Below are 15,462 nucleotides of genomic sequence, written 5' to 3'. Positions count from 1 at the left end.
CGATTGTCTCTCATCAGAAGGATCGGTCAACCGATCCTTATCTGATCTACATTGCCCGACCTATGGGGTTTTCATTGTATACTGGCGCCAAAATCGACAACAAGATTCAACACGAAAATGAACTGGCTAAAGAAAATTATCAATCGCAAACCCGAGGCCGAGCGGGACCCCACCCAGTCCAACGCCTATGATCTGATTGGTGGCGACGAGACGATACGCGCCATAGCCAAGAGCTTTTATCAGCAGATGCAAACGCGGCCGGATACTCAGGAACTCCTGTCCATACATCAGGCTCCGCTGGCACAATCGGAGCAGAAACTATATGAGTTTCTCAGCGGTTGGTTGGGAGGGCCTCAGCTGTATCAAGCCAAATATGGCCACCCGGCGCTGAGAGCCAGACACATGCCGTTTGCCGTTGATGAAAGAATGCGCGATCAGTGGCTGTTATGCATGAGGGCCTCGCTGGAGGCCAACCTGAAGGATCCAGAGCACAGGAAGGTGATTTTCAATGCTATCGCTCAGTTAGCAGACCATATGCGTAACCAATAAGCCAGATTAAGGCTTATTGGTTACCCTCACTAACTATTCAGTGAGCCAATCCCTGGGGTGCAAAAAGTCACTGTAGAGCTTGGCTTCGGCAGAGCCGGCTTCGGGTTCATAGGCGTATTGCCAGCGAACCAAGGGCGGCATCGACATGAGTATTGACTCGGTTCGGCCGCCGGTTTGCAGCCCAAACAGCGTTCCTCTGTCATAGACCAGATTGAACTCTACATAGCGACCACGGCGATAAAGTTGGAACTCACGTTCACGCTCGCCATATTCGGTATCCTTACGCCGCTCAACAATGGGGGCATAGGCAGGTAAGAAACCATTTCCGACCGCTTGCATGAAAGCAAAGCAGTGTTCAAAGCCACCTTGATTGAGGTCATCGAAGAAAAGGCCGCCGACACCACGGGTTTCGTTTCTGTGTGGCAGAAAGAAATACTCATCACACCATTTTTTGTACTCGGGGTATACCGCTTCGCCGAAAGGCTCACAAATCGCTTTGGCTTGCTGATGCCATTCGCGCACATCCTCGAGGAAGGGGTAATAGGGGGTCAGGTCGAAGCCACCACCAAACCACCAGACGGGATCGGCGCCTTCTTTGCGGGCAATAAAAAAGCGCACGTTGGCATGAGTGGTTGGGATATAGGGATTACGCGGGTGGATAACCAGTGAAACCCCCATGGCTTCAAAGCTTCGTCCGGCCAGCTCAGGCCTGTGCGCCGTAGCCGAGGCCGGCATGGCCGCGCCTTCTACATGGGAGAAGTTCACCCCGGCCTGTTCAAACACCTCACCGCCGTTAAGTACCTTACTGATACCGCCACCGCCCTCGGCCCGTTTCCAAGAATCAGTAGCAAACTCAGCTTTGCCGTCCAGTCGTTCCAGTCCTTCACAAATCTGTTGTTGCAGTTGCATCAAGAATGTTTTTACCTGGTGGGAATCTGGTGCCGTCATGCTCACTCCTTCTTGCTTGGAATTATTAGCCATTACGCAGGATCTGGCCGCTGCGAATATCTATGATGGTGGAAGGCTGGCGCTGCTGCCCCAACTCTCCTTCGATAAGGGCATCTATCTGCCCGGCAAACGTTGTTTCAATATCATTCACTGTCAGAGCCGGCGACTCACCCGCCAAGTTGGCACTGGTGGATACCAGCGGCTTGCCCAAGGTATCACACAACTCCCTGACAATAGGGTGAGCCGACACCCTGACGGCTATAGAGTCAAAATGGCCACAAAGCAGTTGGCTCATCCCCTGACGCACCGGCATAACAAAGGTGTAAGGTCCGGGCCATTTGGCAAACGCCTGCTGCAGTTGCTCATCACTCAGTTGAGACTCGTCCAGATAGGGTTGCAACTGCCGATAGTCACTGGCGACCATGATAAGCCCCTTGTGCCAGGGACGCTGTTTGATGTCGAGAATTCGGGAAACGGCGGCTTCATTATCGGGATCGCATCCCAAACCATAAACAGCTTCGGTGGGATATGCTATGACCCCTCCATCCAGAAGCAGTTGCTTACTCCCGGCGGCGAGCAAGTGCAGCATTGAGTGTACCTTTTATAGAGACAAAGACGGCTGAACGCCCTCGGCGACAGCGGAGGTGATTATAGTCACATATTGAGCCGGATCACAGAGTTCGCTTGTACTTACATTCCTTACGGGGACATTCCAGTCTGTCGCCGGCAGCGCCCTTGCGCTCTACCAGAATCCCGAAACCGCATTCAGGGCAAGCTTCTGCCCGAGGAGGAAAATTCACCAGAAACTTGCACTTGGGGTAGTTGCTGCAGGCATAGAAGCTCTTGCCGAACTTGCTGGTCCTATGCTCAAGCACTCCGCTATTACACTGAGGACAAGGCACTTTTTCAGCCTCTTCCTGCTGATCGTGTCGCTCGATATGGGTGCATTGTGGATACTGGGTACAACCAATAAAAATACCAAAGCGCCCCGATTTGACCGCTAACTCGTGGCCACACTGGGGACACTCGGAGCCTGGAATAGGCTGAGAGTCGATGGATTCGTGCTGCACCAAAGGTCGGGTGTAATCACACGCTGGATAATTATTGCAGCCAATGAAGCCACCATGCTTACTGTGGCGCACGGAGAGCTCACTGCCGCACTTGGGACAAAGTTCATATTCTTTTTCGAGCGCGTGCGCCCGAGCATTGAACAACTGCTGGTCTATCTTGGCCATGACACATCTCGCTGTTAAAAGAGTTAGGCGAACATTTTACCAGCGCCACACGGATAAAGGGAGTCGAGTTGATGACCACACTCACTGAAAGACTCAGCCGGCAAGAACAGATAGTAAAATAGCCTTCACTTCAGGAAAAAGTTACATAGGTTGGAAACTGTCGTGGTCTTTTTCAGAAAGGCTTATCGCTCTCGTTTGCGAAATGATAAAAATTGAAGTATCCAGACAATGGGGAAATGAAGATCACTGCAGCCAAAAAAGATTGCCCAACTTTCTGAGAATATCCTGAAAGCAAATTAAATAGATACCGGCCAAGACAGGCAATAACGGCACATACATCTTGCAGTTTCTCTTTTTGCTCAAGAATCTCAGCACATCTCGTTTGGCGCCAGAGCGATATAAAACCACCTCACATTAGCCATACTATCCGTGCTGAGATTGTCGAATGTAAACTGCCGTTCAGGAGTGTAATCGACCTTCTTCTGGTTGCTCGAAGATAAGATCTTCCATCTGCTCATAGGCAGACTCATTACCGGGCGCATTGAACAATACCATCAGAATCACCCACTTGAGGTCTTCCAACACCATAGCTGGCTCGTCCAATTCCATCACCCTATCAATAACCATTTCCCGGGTTTGCACATTCAATACCCGAATCTGCTCCAGGAACAATAGGAAACCACGGCACTCGACGTCCAGTTTTTCCATTTCATCTTTGGTGTAGATGCGGAAGGAATGTTGAGTATGCCCTCTAAGGTAGGGAGTATCGCTCTCCTGTAGTTCGGCCAACCGCTCAAGCCAGGAAAGCGCCTTGATGATTTCGGACTGATGGAAACCGGCACGGGTGAGTTCTTTGGTCAACTCATCTTCGTCGACCAACATTTCAACTTCACTATGAACATAGTTTTCAAACAGATACATGAGGATATCAAACATGGCTATTTCCTCTTAAGTCTAACGTAACCACCGGGTACTGCGGCAACCCAACCTTGCAACTCAAGTTCAAGCAATTGTTCCAACACCAGATCCAACGTTATTCCACTATGCTCAACCACCACATCCAAAGGTGTGGTCTCATAATCTACACTAGCTAACAGCGTTTTAAATGGCAACTCAGAGTTCTCACTTGGTTTTATATGGTGACTCTTGCGCAAGTCTTCAAGGTGGCAGCTACATAAAGGCGCCAACTCTTCCACTATATCGGCCACCGACTCCACAAGTTTTGCCCCATTGCGAATTAAATCGTGGCATCCCTGATGTTCATCGCCCATGACTGAACCTGGAACCGCAAAAACCTCTCGACCTTGCTCTGCTGCCAGGCGTGCACTGATCAGTGAGCCACTGCGCCGACGAGCTTCTACCACCAAGGTTCCCATTGCAAGGCCGCTGATTATACGGTTTCGCTTGGGAAAATTCCCGGAAAATACGCCGACAGAGGGCCAAAGTTCACTGATAACTGCACCATGTACTTGAATATCATCATAAAGAACCCTATGCCTTCGAGGGTAAATTTCGTCAATTCCGGTACCCAGTACCGCAATGGTTTTGCCGGTTGCCGACAAAGCTCCCCGATGAGCAGCGCCATCTATGCCGGCAGCCATGCCGCTGCATACGCTGATGTTCAAGGCATCCAATTCGGCGCCCCACTGCCAGGCAAGTGATAAACCGGCTCGGCTGGCATCGCGACTGCCAACAACGGCCAGCGCAGGTTGCAGCAGGGTTTCAACCTGTCCTTTGACGAACAAAATTGGAGGAAAATCAGGAATATGTTTCAAGAGGGGCGGATAAAAAGGATCGTCGGGGCAGATTAGATATCTACCCTCGGCACCCTGCTGCCATTGCAAGGCTTGGTCAACTTTTTCAGGAGCCAACTCCAAGCGCTGGAGCTGTGTCTGGTTTATTGGCAAAGACCGGGGTTCATGTTCCAGCCTCTGTCTCAACTCAGCCACATCCATGTGCAAGAGCAATTGCCTTATCCGGAGGGGTCCCAGTCCAGATACCGCAGCGACAACCAACCAATCAACCAGACTATTATGCGTCATTCACCTTTCAATAATGTGTCAGGCCTGACCAAAAGGTCATCTACCCTGACAGGGCTTTCATTCACCATGATGAGCCCGAGAGCTGTCTTGTCGAATACCTTAAACACCATGACCTGACCGCGATAGAGGTCGGGCAGCTTAACGGCATTGTCTGAACCCATCTTGGCCATCAGGTTGTCGTAAGCAGAGCGTTCGGTCGGCGGCACCGGGATACCCTCGCCGTTGATAACCACCTCGGCACCGTCCTTATAGATAGAGAACACATCGCCGGGCTCAACACCTTCTCGGTTGCCCCGGTCCAGATAAAACACATCCAGTTTACCCATGGCGCGAATTTTACGCTCAGATGCCAACACCTTGGCGCCCTCTAAATCGCTGGCCTTGGGAATAAAGTAGGCAGACAACAAGGAGTCATCTTCTATCGCCAACACTCGGAAACCGGCTTTGGTTTCGCGGAAATTGTTGAGCAGCTTCACCTTGGAGATTTCACCCGACTCCACCACTCGGCCACTGGCACTGAGGATTACTTCCTGACCCAGCAACTCACCGCTTTCCTTATTGGTAAATTCACGCCCGGGCTGATACATCCCGACCTTATCGCCTTGTGGCAGATTGGCCTGGATATAGATGATGTCGTCCATCACATGGTGACGGGAATCTCTTTCTCCCCCCAGCACCATAGGTTGTTCCTTGAACCACTCAGGGTCAACTACCCGGTTTTGCACCAGGTAAGGTTGAATCAAGGCCAAATCCACCGCGGGAATGGCACCGCCTTTGGGCTGAGCTCTTCCTGCGGGGCTCTTGCGAACATGGGGTTTATTGACCAACCTGGGTTCACCGTCGATAAACACCAATGTCAATCGATCGCCGGGATAAATAAGGTGTGGATTGGCTATCTGGGGATTGGCGCCCCAAAGTTTCGGCCAGCGCCAGGGGTCTTTGAGAAACAGAGCCGATATATCCCAAAGGGTATCGCCTTTCTTGACCACGTAAGTATCAGGGTGACCGGGTTTTAATGTCAGGGTATCTGCAGCAGCGAAGGTGCAATTAAATGTCAGTAACGCGAGTAAAATTAACCGTTTCATGGGGGCTTCCATGTTGTCTGGCTCATTAGTGAGAGCTTTTGCTGTTATTGATAGCCGCTAAGGATTAAAATTAACGCAATAGCACAAGTCAGTATAACCAACTGGCACGGATTTGACAGACTTGTTAAGAGTTTATCTATGACCCTGTTAAAAGTATTACGATTCCCAGACGAGAGATTACGCACGATTGCCCAACCAGTGACAGAATTTGATTCTGACCTGCAGACGCAAATCGATAATATGTTCGAGACCATGTACGAAGAAAAGGGTATTGGTCTGGCCGCGACTCAAGTCGATTTTCATAAGCAACTGATAGTGATGGACTTGCAGGATGACGTTGAACGTCCAAAAGTCTTTATCAATCCCCAAATTATCAGTGCCAGCGGCGACTTCTGTAATGAAGAAGGTTGTCTGTCTGTACCCGGTATTTATGCCAAGGTGGACAGAGCCGAATTTATTACCGTGACGGCACTCGACCGCGATGGCAATGAATTTACTATTGAAGCAGACGGTTTATTTGCCATCTGTATTCAGCATGAGATGGATCATCTAAAGGGCAAGCTTTTCGTTGATTATCTGTCACCACTGAAACGTCAGCGGATCAGACAAAAGCTGGAAAAAGCAGCACGTCAGGAAGCTAAAGCCTGAATTAATCCCGAATCATTAGGATCTATTTTGAAACCACTGAAGATCATTTTTGCCGGAACTCCGGACTTTGCAGCGCGCCACCTGCAGGCGCTGCTGGACTCAGAACATCAAGTCATCGCCGTCTATACCCGAGTGGACAAGCCCGCCGGACGAGGCCAAAAGCTAACACCCAGCCCGGTCAAGGCACTGGCGTTGGAACACGATATTCCCGTCTATCAACCCAAATCACTGCGCAATGAAGAAGCCCAGCAGGAGCTGGCAGATCTGGGAGCTGATATCATGGTGGTGGTCGCCTATGGCCTGATCCTGCCATTGGCAGTGTTGCAGGCTCCTCGCCTGGGATGCATCAATGTTCACGGCTCTATTCTGCCGCGCTGGCGCGGTGCGGCGCCTATCCAAAGGGCATTATGGGCCGGGGACAAAGAAACCGGGGTCACCATAATGCAGATGGATGTCGGTTTGGATACCGGCGACATGTTGCTCAAGACTTCGCTACCGATAGCCGATGACGACACTTCAGCAACCCTGTATGAAAAGCTGGCTCAGCAGGGACCGGTGGCACTAATCCAAGCTCTGCAAGGTCTGGCCGAAGGCAAACTCACCGCCGAGCCACAGGACGAATCACTGGCCAACTACGCCGAAAAACTCAGTAAAGAGGAAGCCCGCATCGACTGGCATAAAGCTGCCCGCAATCTTTGGCAGGAGATCCGCGCCTTTAACCCATGGCCGGTGAGCTACTTTGAATGCCAGGGACAAAATATCAAGGTCTGGCAGGCCGAAGTGGAAGAGTCAGCCGAGCAGTTTGCGCCTGGCACTGTGGTGCGCGCCGACAAGCGAGGATTAGCCATTGCCACTGCCGATGGCCTATTGGTGTTGAAAAAGGCACAACTGCCAGGGAAAAAACCGCTGGATATCGCCGATATTCTCAACGCCAGGGGCGAATGGTTCCAGCCCGGAAAAAATTTGGCTCAAGCATCATGAGGCAGAATCTCAGAGCTCTTGCCGCCAAGGCCATCTTTCAGGTGCTGGAGCGGGGCATGTCCCTCTCGGTTGCCTTGCCCGAACAACAGCAGCAACTTCACAGCGGCAAAGACAAAGCGCTTTTGGCCGAGCTTTGCTATGGCGTAATGCGCACCCTGCCACAACTGGACAAGAGAGTCAGCGACTGCCTCAGTAAACAATTCAAAGGGAAACAGCGTATCGTCCACCAGCTGCTTCTTGTGGGTTGTTACCAGCTGTATTTCACCCGGATACCGGCCCATGCAGCTATTTCGGAAACTGCTGAAGCCTGTCGTCAGCTGAAGTTTGAAAACCTGGTCAAGGTAGTCAACGGCGTTTTACGCAATATCCAGCGAGACAATAGCCCACTGGCCACAGATAACCCTGTGCTGGAACACAATACGCCCAACTGGATCCTCAAGGCGCTCACTGCCGCCTATCCGGAAAACTGGCAGCAGGTGGTGCAACAGAGTCACCAGCGACCGCCCCTGTGGCTGCGCAACAACCGTTTATCCCAAAGTCGTGAGCAATATCTGCAACTCTTGACTGACGCCGAAATTGTCGCCACTCCAGGTCAGGGGGAAGACAGTATATTGCTCGAGCAAGCCTGCGATGTCACCACTCTGCCCGGCTTTGGCGAGGGCTCAGTGTCTGTGCAGGATGGTGCTGCTCAATGGGCCGCCGCCCTGCTGGCACCTCTAGCGGGCGAAACCATTCTCGATGCCTGCGCCGCTCCGGGAGGCAAGAGTTGCCATCTGCTGGAGCTGTGTCCGGACATAGAGCTGGTGGCGGTCGACAACGACAACAAGCGGTTACAGAGAGTTGCCGAGAACCTGCAAAGGTTGCAGCTAAATGCCAAGTTGGTGCACGGCGATGCCGCCGATATTGCTTCATGGTGGCAGGGTGGCAAGTTTGATCGCATATTACTGGATGCTCCCTGCTCGGCTACCGGCGTTATTCGGCGCCATCCGGATATCATGTGGCTGCGTAAGCCGCAGGATATTGAGGAGTTGGCTAAGGTGCAGCAACAGATATTGGATCACTGCTGGCAGTGGTTAAAGCCAGGCGGTGTGCTGTTATACGCCACCTGCTCTATCCTGCCCCAGGAAAACCGCGATCAAGTTGCCGCCTTTCTGGAACGTACGCCGGATGCACGGCTGGAGACTATCACTCAGGCAGACCAGCCAGATGCGATAGGCTGGCAAATCTTGCCCGGACAGGACAATATGGACGGGTTTTACTACGCGCGAATCGTTAAGTCGAAACTTCAGGGATAAGACGAGGCCATGAAAATAATCATCTTGGGCGCAGGTCAGGTCGGTGGCACCCTTGCAGAAAACCTGGTGGGTGAAAACAACGATATCACCATAGTCGACAGTGACAGAAACCGCCTTAGGGCTCTGCAAGACAAATATGACTTGCGAGTGGTTGTCGGTCACGGAGCTCACCCCGGCGTCTTGAAAGAAGCCGGCGCCGAAGATGCCGATATGCTGATCGCTGTAACCAACAGCGACGAATGCAACATGGCCGCCTGTCAAATTGCCTATACCCTGTTTGGCACACCAACCAAGATAGCCCGTATTCGCTCAGAGCAGTATTTGGGGATGCAGGATAAACTGTTTATCGATAGTGAAACCAAGAGTAATGAACCTCGTACCCGGGGTGGTTTCATCATAGATGAGCTGATAGCCCCCGAGCAGTTAGTAACCGCTTACATACAGCGTCTGGTAGATTATCCAGGGGCTTTACAAGTTTTAGAGTTCGCCGAAGGCAAACTGAGTCTGGTGGCGGTTCGCGCCTATTATGGTGGCCCCTTGGTGGGTAACGCGCTGGCAACGCTGCGCGAACACATGCCGAATATTGATACCCGGGTGGCGGCTATTTTCCGTCAGGGACGGCCGATTATGCCCAGGGGAACCACTATCATAGAAGCCGATGATGAAGTGTTCTTTGTCGCCGACAGTCGCCATGTGCGGGCAGTAATGAGTGAGATGCAGAAGCTGGATAACAGCTACCGCAATATCATGATCGCCGGTGGCGGTAACATAGGTTTGGGACTGGCCAAGAAGCTACAGCGTAATCACTCGGTCAAGTTGATAGAGCACCGTCAGGACAGAGCCGAGGCACTGTCGGAAAAGCTGGAAAATACCACGGTATTCTGCGGCGATGCTTCCGATCAGGAACTCTTGATGGAAGAGCACATAGATCAAACCGATGTGTTTATCGCCGTCACCAACGACGACGAGGCCAATATCATGTCGGCGCTGTTGGCCAAACGTATGGGTGCCAAGAAAGTGATGGTGCTTATTCAGCGTGAAGCCTATGTCGATATCGTTCAGGAAGCCAATATCGATATTGCCATTTCGCCGCAACAAGCCACCATCTCGGCTCTGCTGACCCATATCCGTCAAGGGGATATCTGCAACGTATACTCACTGCGTCGCGGTGCTGCCGAGGCGATTGAGGCCATAGCCCATGGAGATTCCAGCACCAGCAAAGTCGTCGGCAAACAGATAGGCGAAATCAAGCTGCCGCCGGGCACCACCATAGGTGCCATAGTCCGCGATGATGAAGTCTTGATGGCCCACGATAAGACAGTTATTGAACAGGGAGACCATGTCATTCTCTTTCTGGTGAACAAGAAGTTTATCGGTGAAGTGGAAAAACTGTTCCAGCCGAGCGCGTTTTTCTTCTAAGGCTCTGGCCATGCTGAATTTTCGCCCACTGCTATTCATCCTAGGCCTGTTTTTATCCATGCTGACGGCCTTTATGTTTATTCCACTCTTCTTCGCCCTGTTTTACGGCGAAGAAACAGTGGCGGCCTTCATGGCATCGGCACTGGTCACTGGCACAATCTCCAGCCTTTGTATGCATAGGGGGCAAGGACAAAAACTCAATCTGAATATCCGCGATATGTTCCTGCTGACCAGCCTCACCTGGTTTATTGTCAGCTTATTCGCCGCCATGCCTTTTACCTTGTATCACGGTATTGGCTATACCGATGCCTTCTTTGAAACCATGTCGGGGATCACCACCACAGGATCCACAGTATTATCCGGCCTGGACAGCATGGATCACAGCATTCTCGTCTGGCGTTCGCTGTTGCAGTGGCTCGGTGGCATAGGCTTTATTGTGATGGCGGTAGCCATTCTGCCGTTTCTCAACGTAGGGGGGATGCGGCTGTTCAGAACCGAATCCTCAGATTGGTCCGAGAAAGCCATCCCTCGTACCCAGAGCTTGGCTAAATACCTGTTTCTGGTGTATCTAGGACTGACGGTATGCTGCGGTTTGGCTTATCACCTGGCGGGGATGAACTGGTTTCAGGCGCTCAACCATGCCATGACCACGCTCTCCACTGGGGGCTACTCGACTTCGGATAGTTCCATGGCGGCCTTTCCCAAGGCGGCGCACTGGGTCGGGGTGGTATTTATGGCTGCCGGTGGTCTGCCGCTACTGATGTTTGTTCAGAGTCTACAACAACGTAGTATCAAGGTGTGGAATGATGCCCAAGTAAAAGGCTTTATTCTTTTTCTGCTGCTAGTGTCTTTCTCTCTGGCCTATTGGCTCTACAGTTCGCGGGAAATAGCCTTTATTGATGCCCTGCGGCTCTCGAGCTTTAACGTGGTTTCCGTGGTCACCACCACAGGCTATGGTCTGACCGACTATGGCAGTTGGGGGGCGCTGGCAAATATCGCCTTTCTATTCCTGATGTTTGTCGGCAGCTGCTCAGGTTCAACCTCCGGCGGCATAAAAATATTCCGCTTCCAGATCGCCGGCGCCATCATGCGTGAACAATTGAAGCAGCAGTTTCATCCCAACGGTATTTTCCGCGAGCGCTACAACAACCGACCTATCAACGAAGAGATTGTGCGTTCCCTGGTGACCTTCGCGCTGCTGTTTATGCTGGTTATCGTGATGCTGACGCTGGTATTGGTACTTTGTGGTCTGGATCCTATCACCAGCCTGTCTGGTGCAGTTACGGCTGTGACCAATGTCGGCCCAGGACTTGGTCCGGTTATTGGCCCTGCAGGCAACTTTTCCAGCCTGCCGGACTTGGCCAAATGGGCGCTGTCGATAGGCATGTTATTGGGCCGCTTGGAGATCCTGACCGTCGCCGTATTGTTCCACCCCAGTTTCTGGAAATACTGACAACCCCATTATAGATGAATATTATTCAACTGTAGATAATCGGCTTGCAAGACATACATACGTTTGACATCCGAATATTGGCCGTTGATAAAGATCTCCTGTACCAAATGGCCTTCCTCTTTAAAGCCGCACTTTTGATAGAGCTGTAACGCCTTGTCATTCTCCAGTGCCACATGCAGATAAACCTTGTAGAGGTTTAGTATGGTAAAGGCGTAATTGAGCGCCTTGTTGACCATAGCTCTGGCATAGCCTCGCCCCTGAAACTCCGGCGCTATGATTATCTGAAACTCGGCGTTACGATGAATGTCATTGATCTCCACCAACTCAACCAGGCCTATAGTCTGTTGCTGAGCATTTTCTGCGATAAAGCGCCGCTCTGTCTTGTCATGGATATGCTTGTTGTAGAGCTCTTCAAGCTCATCAAACGATTCATAAGGCTCTTCAAACCAATAAGCCATTATGATGCGATTGTTATTTAGTTGATGAATAAATCTCAGGTCTGTTTTTTCCAACGCACGCAGGCGAATCTCACCGTCTTTCATGACACCCCCTAAAAGTCGTACCAATAAAGCCGCCCATATTAAGCGGGCAACAGGCACACAGTGCTGACCTTGCAGCCACCTTTTTCACACATACAAAAAAGCGCAGTACCATGACTGCGCTTGGAAAACATCGGCTCTATCAGGATGCCAAATCACTCAAATACTCGGCATAGCGCTTTACATCTTCCCAGTCCGTGTAGTCGATAACCGTCTTGGGATCGGTTGGGCCGCCGGTCATCTTCATGATCAACCGGATCATAAAGCTATCCAGCCAGCCCCAAGAGGGGTAATCCACCTTACCGGCGATAATCTTCACATCCTTGGGTTTCCAATCCGACAGGGCAATGAACTTCTGCAGATACTTGTTGTTTTCCGGGATCCGTTTCTCCGGCTTGCGGGCCACCACATTAACAGAGAAGAAGCTGAGCCCTTTCTCTGTCAACACCTGTTGGTGTTTGCTGCAAAAAGCGAACACACTCTTGTCGTAGGTGCCATAAAGCACACAGGCACCGAGTACCACGGCATCATATTTTTGCCAGTCGATGTTTTCCGCCTCGGCTGCAGCCAAATCCATGCTGTCACACTCATGACCCAACTGCTGTAGTCTTTCAGCTATACAGCGACTGATCTTGGCAGTGTGGCCACCACGGGAAAAGTAGAGCACAAGAATGGATTTCATAAGTTCGCCTATTGAGTGTCTGTAACTTAAATTGTGTAGCTTGTCGCCCGGATTGAACAAGTTGAGAGATCACATAATCGGCTTCAACTCTTGAGAATATTGCCGCAAATTGCGCTGAATCGGTAGTTTTCAGGCTAGAATTGCGATCCAGATAAAAGACTGATGATTGTGCTCATCTCCCCATTCAATTAGAATAACCTAATCAAAAGGCGAAGAGGTTCCAAGCTGATGCAAAAAGATATTGATATCGCAGCCATGCTTTCCAATGCGGAAAATGCTGCCAAATGGCTCAAAGCCATCGCCAACCCTTACCGCCTGATGATCCTCTGCCTACTACTGGATCAAGAGCTGAGCGTCACTCAGTTGAATGAAACCGTACCCCTGAGCCAATCTGCTCTGTCACAACATCTGGCAGTACTGCGCGCCGAAGATCTGGTGGCAACCCGCAAGAGTTCGCAGGTTGTTTACTACTCGCTCAAGAACCAGCAGGTCACAGAGGTCATCTCTATCCTGCACCGCAAGTATTGCGCTTAGGTCTTAAAGCTCGGCAAACTCGGCGGCAAAGGCCTTCACCCGCTGCCAATCGGTGAATTCATAAGTACCGCTGATATCAGTTGGCCCCTTGGTTATCCACATGATCAGCCGAATCATGCTACGGTCAAATAAGCCGTAGTTAGGATAGGCTATCTTGCCGGCAAACACGCCTTGCAATTGCGGCTGCCACAGGGACAACTGCAAAAACTTCTGCATATAAGGGTTGGTTTCCGGGGTATTCTTTTCCGGCTTACGGGCCACGACATTCACGGTAAAGAAGGCGTTCTTCTTGGCGTTCAGCAGCGCATGGTGGTTATTGACGAAACGATACAGCTCCGGCCTATGCTTACCATAACGTATGCTGGCACCCACCAAGATTTTATCGAAAGTCTGCAGAGGCTCAGCTTCCGCCTCAGCCAGCGATACCATAGAGACTGTCTCACCCGCTTTGCTCAATTCATCAGCCATTGTCTGGCATATCGCCTTGGTCTGGCCATCAACGGTCGAATAAATAATCAGAGTTTTGCTCATCAGTTCTTCCAGAAAGTCGGGGTAAACAACACCAATAAGGTAAAGATTTCCAAGCGCCCAAACAACATGGCAACCACAAGCACATACTTGGCGCCATCTTCTATGCTGGCGTAGTTGCTGGCAACTTCGCCAAGGCCTGGCCCCAGGTTGTTGAGGCAAGCTGCGGTGGCGCTGAAGGCCGTTATCGCATCCATTCCCATGGCCATCAGGATCAGCATACAAATGACAAACACTAAGGCATAGGCGGAAAAGAAGCCCCAAACAGCATCTATTACTCTATCCGGCAACGCCTTGGAACCGATACGAATCGAGAACATAGCCCTGGGGTGAATTAGACGCTTAAGCTCGCGCGACCCCTGCAACAGCAGTAACACCACGCGGATAACCTTGATCCCGCCAGCAGTAGAACCGCCACTGCCGCCGATAAAGCTGGAAAACATCAATAGGATGGGCAGAAACAGCGGCCAAACATGGAAGCTCTCGGTACCAAAACCGGCTGTGGTGGAAATAGAGACTGCCTGAAACAGCGCATGATCCAGAGTTTGCTCCGGTGTGTCATAGATGCCTGAGTGATACAAGGTGGCGAAACAGATGGCGGTCAGCAGTAACTGAATAGCGATAAGCGCCTTGAATTCGGCATCACGAAAATAAACCCTGAAGTTGATCCCCCGGCGGGAAAACGCCGCAAAGTGCAGGCTGAAGTTCACTGCCGCAATCAGTAGAAATACCACGCAAATCAAATTGATGGTTGGGCTTTGAAAGTAGCCCATACTGGCGTCATGGGTGGAGAAACCGCCAATAGCGATAGTAGAAAATGAATGACTGATGGCATCGAAGGCACTCATACCAGCGAGCCAGTAGGCGCCGGCACAGGCCAGGGTCAACATCAGGTAGATATACCAGAGCGTCTTGGCAGTTTCGGCAATCCTTGGGGTCATCTTGGAGTCTTTGACGGGCCCTGGGATCTCGGCTCGGTAAAGCTGCATCCCCCCAATACCCAAAACCGGCAGAATAGCTACCGCCAGTACAATGATCCCCATGCCACCTAACCATTGCAGCAAGTGACGATAAAAGAGTATCGCCTTTGGCAGGTTATCCAAGCCGACTATCACAGTGGCCCCCGTGGTTGTCAGCGCCGAAAAAGATTCAAAAATACTGTCGGCCAGTGACAAGTCCGGCTGTTTCGATAGCAAAAAGGGCAAGGTACCTATGGCACCAAGTACGGTCCAGAACAGCACCACTATCAAAAAACCCTCTCGGGTCTTGAGTTCTGCCTTATGGTGGCGATTGGGATACCAGAGCCAGAAACCGATAAATAGACTGATAAAGAAGGCTTTAATAAACGCCGTACCACCGCCGTCTTCATAGATAAGGGCCACCAATGCCGGGGGCAGCATAGTGATGGAGAAAAGCCCTATCAGTAACCCGGTAATACGGGTAATTGTTCGGTAATGCATGCCGTTTTTCAATCAGTCCATTGGCCAATAAAACCCAGCATTGTCGCACAAGTTATCAGAGTGT

The 15,462-nt window shown here is 51.2% G+C and carries 17 protein-coding genes; 7 read left to right on the top strand and 10 right to left on the bottom strand.

The genetic code is table 11. The features are described from left to right. Positions 1-117 precede the first annotated feature (117 nt). Entirely contained in the window at positions 118-549 is a 432-nt protein-coding gene (locus CX651_RS14055; RefSeq protein WP_025011814.1) for a group II truncated hemoglobin, read from the top strand. A gap of 33 nt (positions 550-582) precedes the next feature. On the opposite strand, the gene hemF is transcribed toward CX651_RS14055, so the two are convergent. The 6 genes from hemF to CX651_RS14025 form a co-directional block, all read right to left on the bottom strand. Next, positions 583-1,497 (bottom strand): oxygen-dependent coproporphyrinogen oxidase, encoded by a 915-nt coding sequence (hemF, locus tag CX651_RS14050; RefSeq protein WP_101056550.1) that lies wholly within the window; start codon positions 1,495-1,497, stop codon positions 583-585. A gap of 25 nt (positions 1,498-1,522) precedes the next feature. After that, the gene (locus tag CX651_RS14045) at positions 1,523-2,086 is read right to left on the bottom strand and encodes an L-threonylcarbamoyladenylate synthase (RefSeq protein ID WP_101056549.1); all 564 of its coding nucleotides are present in this window, start codon (positions 2,084-2,086) and stop codon (positions 1,523-1,525) included. Positions 2,087-2,168: 82 nt separating this feature from the next. Further along, positions 2,169-2,732 carry a DNA topoisomerase family protein gene (locus tag CX651_RS14040; RefSeq protein ID WP_025889805.1) on the bottom strand — a complete coding sequence of 188 codons (564 nt, stop codon included), beginning with the start codon at positions 2,730-2,732 and terminating at the stop codon, positions 2,169-2,171. A gap of 459 nt (positions 2,733-3,191) precedes the next feature. After that, complete coding sequence (locus CX651_RS14035; protein WP_025889803.1) at positions 3,192-3,668, bottom strand: DUF494 family protein; 477 nt, start codon at positions 3,666-3,668, stop codon at positions 3,192-3,194. A gap of 2 nt (positions 3,669-3,670) precedes the next feature. Then, entirely contained in the window at positions 3,671-4,774 is a 1,104-nt protein-coding gene (gene dprA, locus CX651_RS14030) for a DNA-processing protein DprA (RefSeq protein WP_446692569.1), read from the bottom strand. After that, complete coding sequence (locus tag CX651_RS14025) at positions 4,771-5,871, bottom strand: LysM peptidoglycan-binding domain-containing protein (protein WP_039035702.1); 1,101 nt, start codon at positions 5,869-5,871, stop codon at positions 4,771-4,773. The genes dprA and CX651_RS14025 overlap by 4 nt, the downstream gene beginning before the upstream one ends. A 126-nt stretch (positions 5,872-5,997) precedes the next feature. Between CX651_RS14025 and def the strand changes: the two genes are divergently transcribed. Genes def through CX651_RS14005 form a run of 5 tightly spaced genes read left to right on the top strand, consistent with a single transcriptional unit; the run spans position 5,998 to position 11,655 of the window. Continuing rightward, the gene (def, locus tag CX651_RS14020; protein WP_101056547.1) at positions 5,998-6,507 is read left to right on the top strand and encodes a peptide deformylase; all 510 of its coding nucleotides are present in this window, start codon (positions 5,998-6,000) and stop codon (positions 6,505-6,507) included. 27 nt (positions 6,508-6,534) lie between these two features. After that, complete coding sequence (gene fmt, locus CX651_RS14015) at positions 6,535-7,488, top strand: methionyl-tRNA formyltransferase (RefSeq protein WP_101056546.1); 954 nt, start codon at positions 6,535-6,537, stop codon at positions 7,486-7,488. Then, a complete protein-coding gene (gene rsmB / locus CX651_RS19985; protein WP_110691259.1) occupies positions 7,485-8,783 on the top strand; it encodes a 16S rRNA (cytosine(967)-C(5))-methyltransferase RsmB in 1,299 nt (432 codons plus the stop codon). The genes fmt and rsmB overlap by 4 nt, the downstream gene beginning before the upstream one ends. A 9-nt stretch (positions 8,784-8,792) precedes the next feature. Further along, a complete protein-coding gene (gene trkA, locus CX651_RS19980; RefSeq protein WP_039035698.1) occupies positions 8,793-10,202 on the top strand; it encodes a Trk system potassium transporter TrkA in 1,410 nt (469 codons plus the stop codon). 10 nt (positions 10,203-10,212) lie between these two features. After that, positions 10,213-11,655: a TrkH family potassium uptake protein gene (locus CX651_RS14005; RefSeq protein WP_101056545.1), complete on the top strand. Its 1,443-nt coding sequence runs from the start codon at positions 10,213-10,215 to the stop codon at positions 11,653-11,655. 8 nt (positions 11,656-11,663) lie between these two features. On the opposite strand, the gene speG is transcribed toward CX651_RS14005, so the two are convergent. Further along, positions 11,664-12,197: a spermidine N1-acetyltransferase gene (gene speG / locus CX651_RS14000; protein WP_101056544.1), complete on the bottom strand. Its 534-nt coding sequence runs from the start codon at positions 12,195-12,197 to the stop codon at positions 11,664-11,666. Positions 12,198-12,336: 139 nt separating this feature from the next. Further along, positions 12,337-12,876: a menaquinone-dependent protoporphyrinogen IX dehydrogenase gene (gene hemG / locus CX651_RS13995; RefSeq protein WP_039035695.1), complete on the bottom strand. Its 540-nt coding sequence runs from the start codon at positions 12,874-12,876 to the stop codon at positions 12,337-12,339. A gap of 228 nt (positions 12,877-13,104) precedes the next feature. Here hemG (CX651_RS13995) and CX651_RS13990 point away from each other — a divergent pair, with 228 nt between their 5' ends. Next, the gene (locus CX651_RS13990) at positions 13,105-13,410 is read left to right on the top strand and encodes an ArsR/SmtB family transcription factor (RefSeq protein WP_039035694.1); all 306 of its coding nucleotides are present in this window, start codon (positions 13,105-13,107) and stop codon (positions 13,408-13,410) included. Between the two features lie 3 nt (positions 13,411-13,413). Here CX651_RS13990 and hemG (CX651_RS13985) read toward each other — a convergent pair whose 3' ends face one another. Both hemG (CX651_RS13985) and CX651_RS13980 read right to left on the bottom strand, forming a co-directional pair. Further along, complete coding sequence (gene hemG / locus CX651_RS13985; protein WP_101056543.1) at positions 13,414-13,941, bottom strand: menaquinone-dependent protoporphyrinogen IX dehydrogenase; 528 nt, start codon at positions 13,939-13,941, stop codon at positions 13,414-13,416. Next, the gene (locus tag CX651_RS13980) at positions 13,941-15,398 is read right to left on the bottom strand and encodes a TrkH family potassium uptake protein (RefSeq protein ID WP_101056542.1); all 1,458 of its coding nucleotides are present in this window, start codon (positions 15,396-15,398) and stop codon (positions 13,941-13,943) included. The genes hemG (CX651_RS13985) and CX651_RS13980 overlap by 1 nt, the downstream gene beginning before the upstream one ends. Between the last annotated feature and the right edge of the window lie 64 nt (positions 15,399-15,462).

This window comes from Shewanella chilikensis (assembly GCF_002836945.1).
GTDB lineage: Bacteria > Pseudomonadota > Gammaproteobacteria > Enterobacterales > Shewanellaceae > Shewanella > Shewanella chilikensis.
This window is presented reverse-complemented; position numbering and strand designations above follow the sequence as displayed.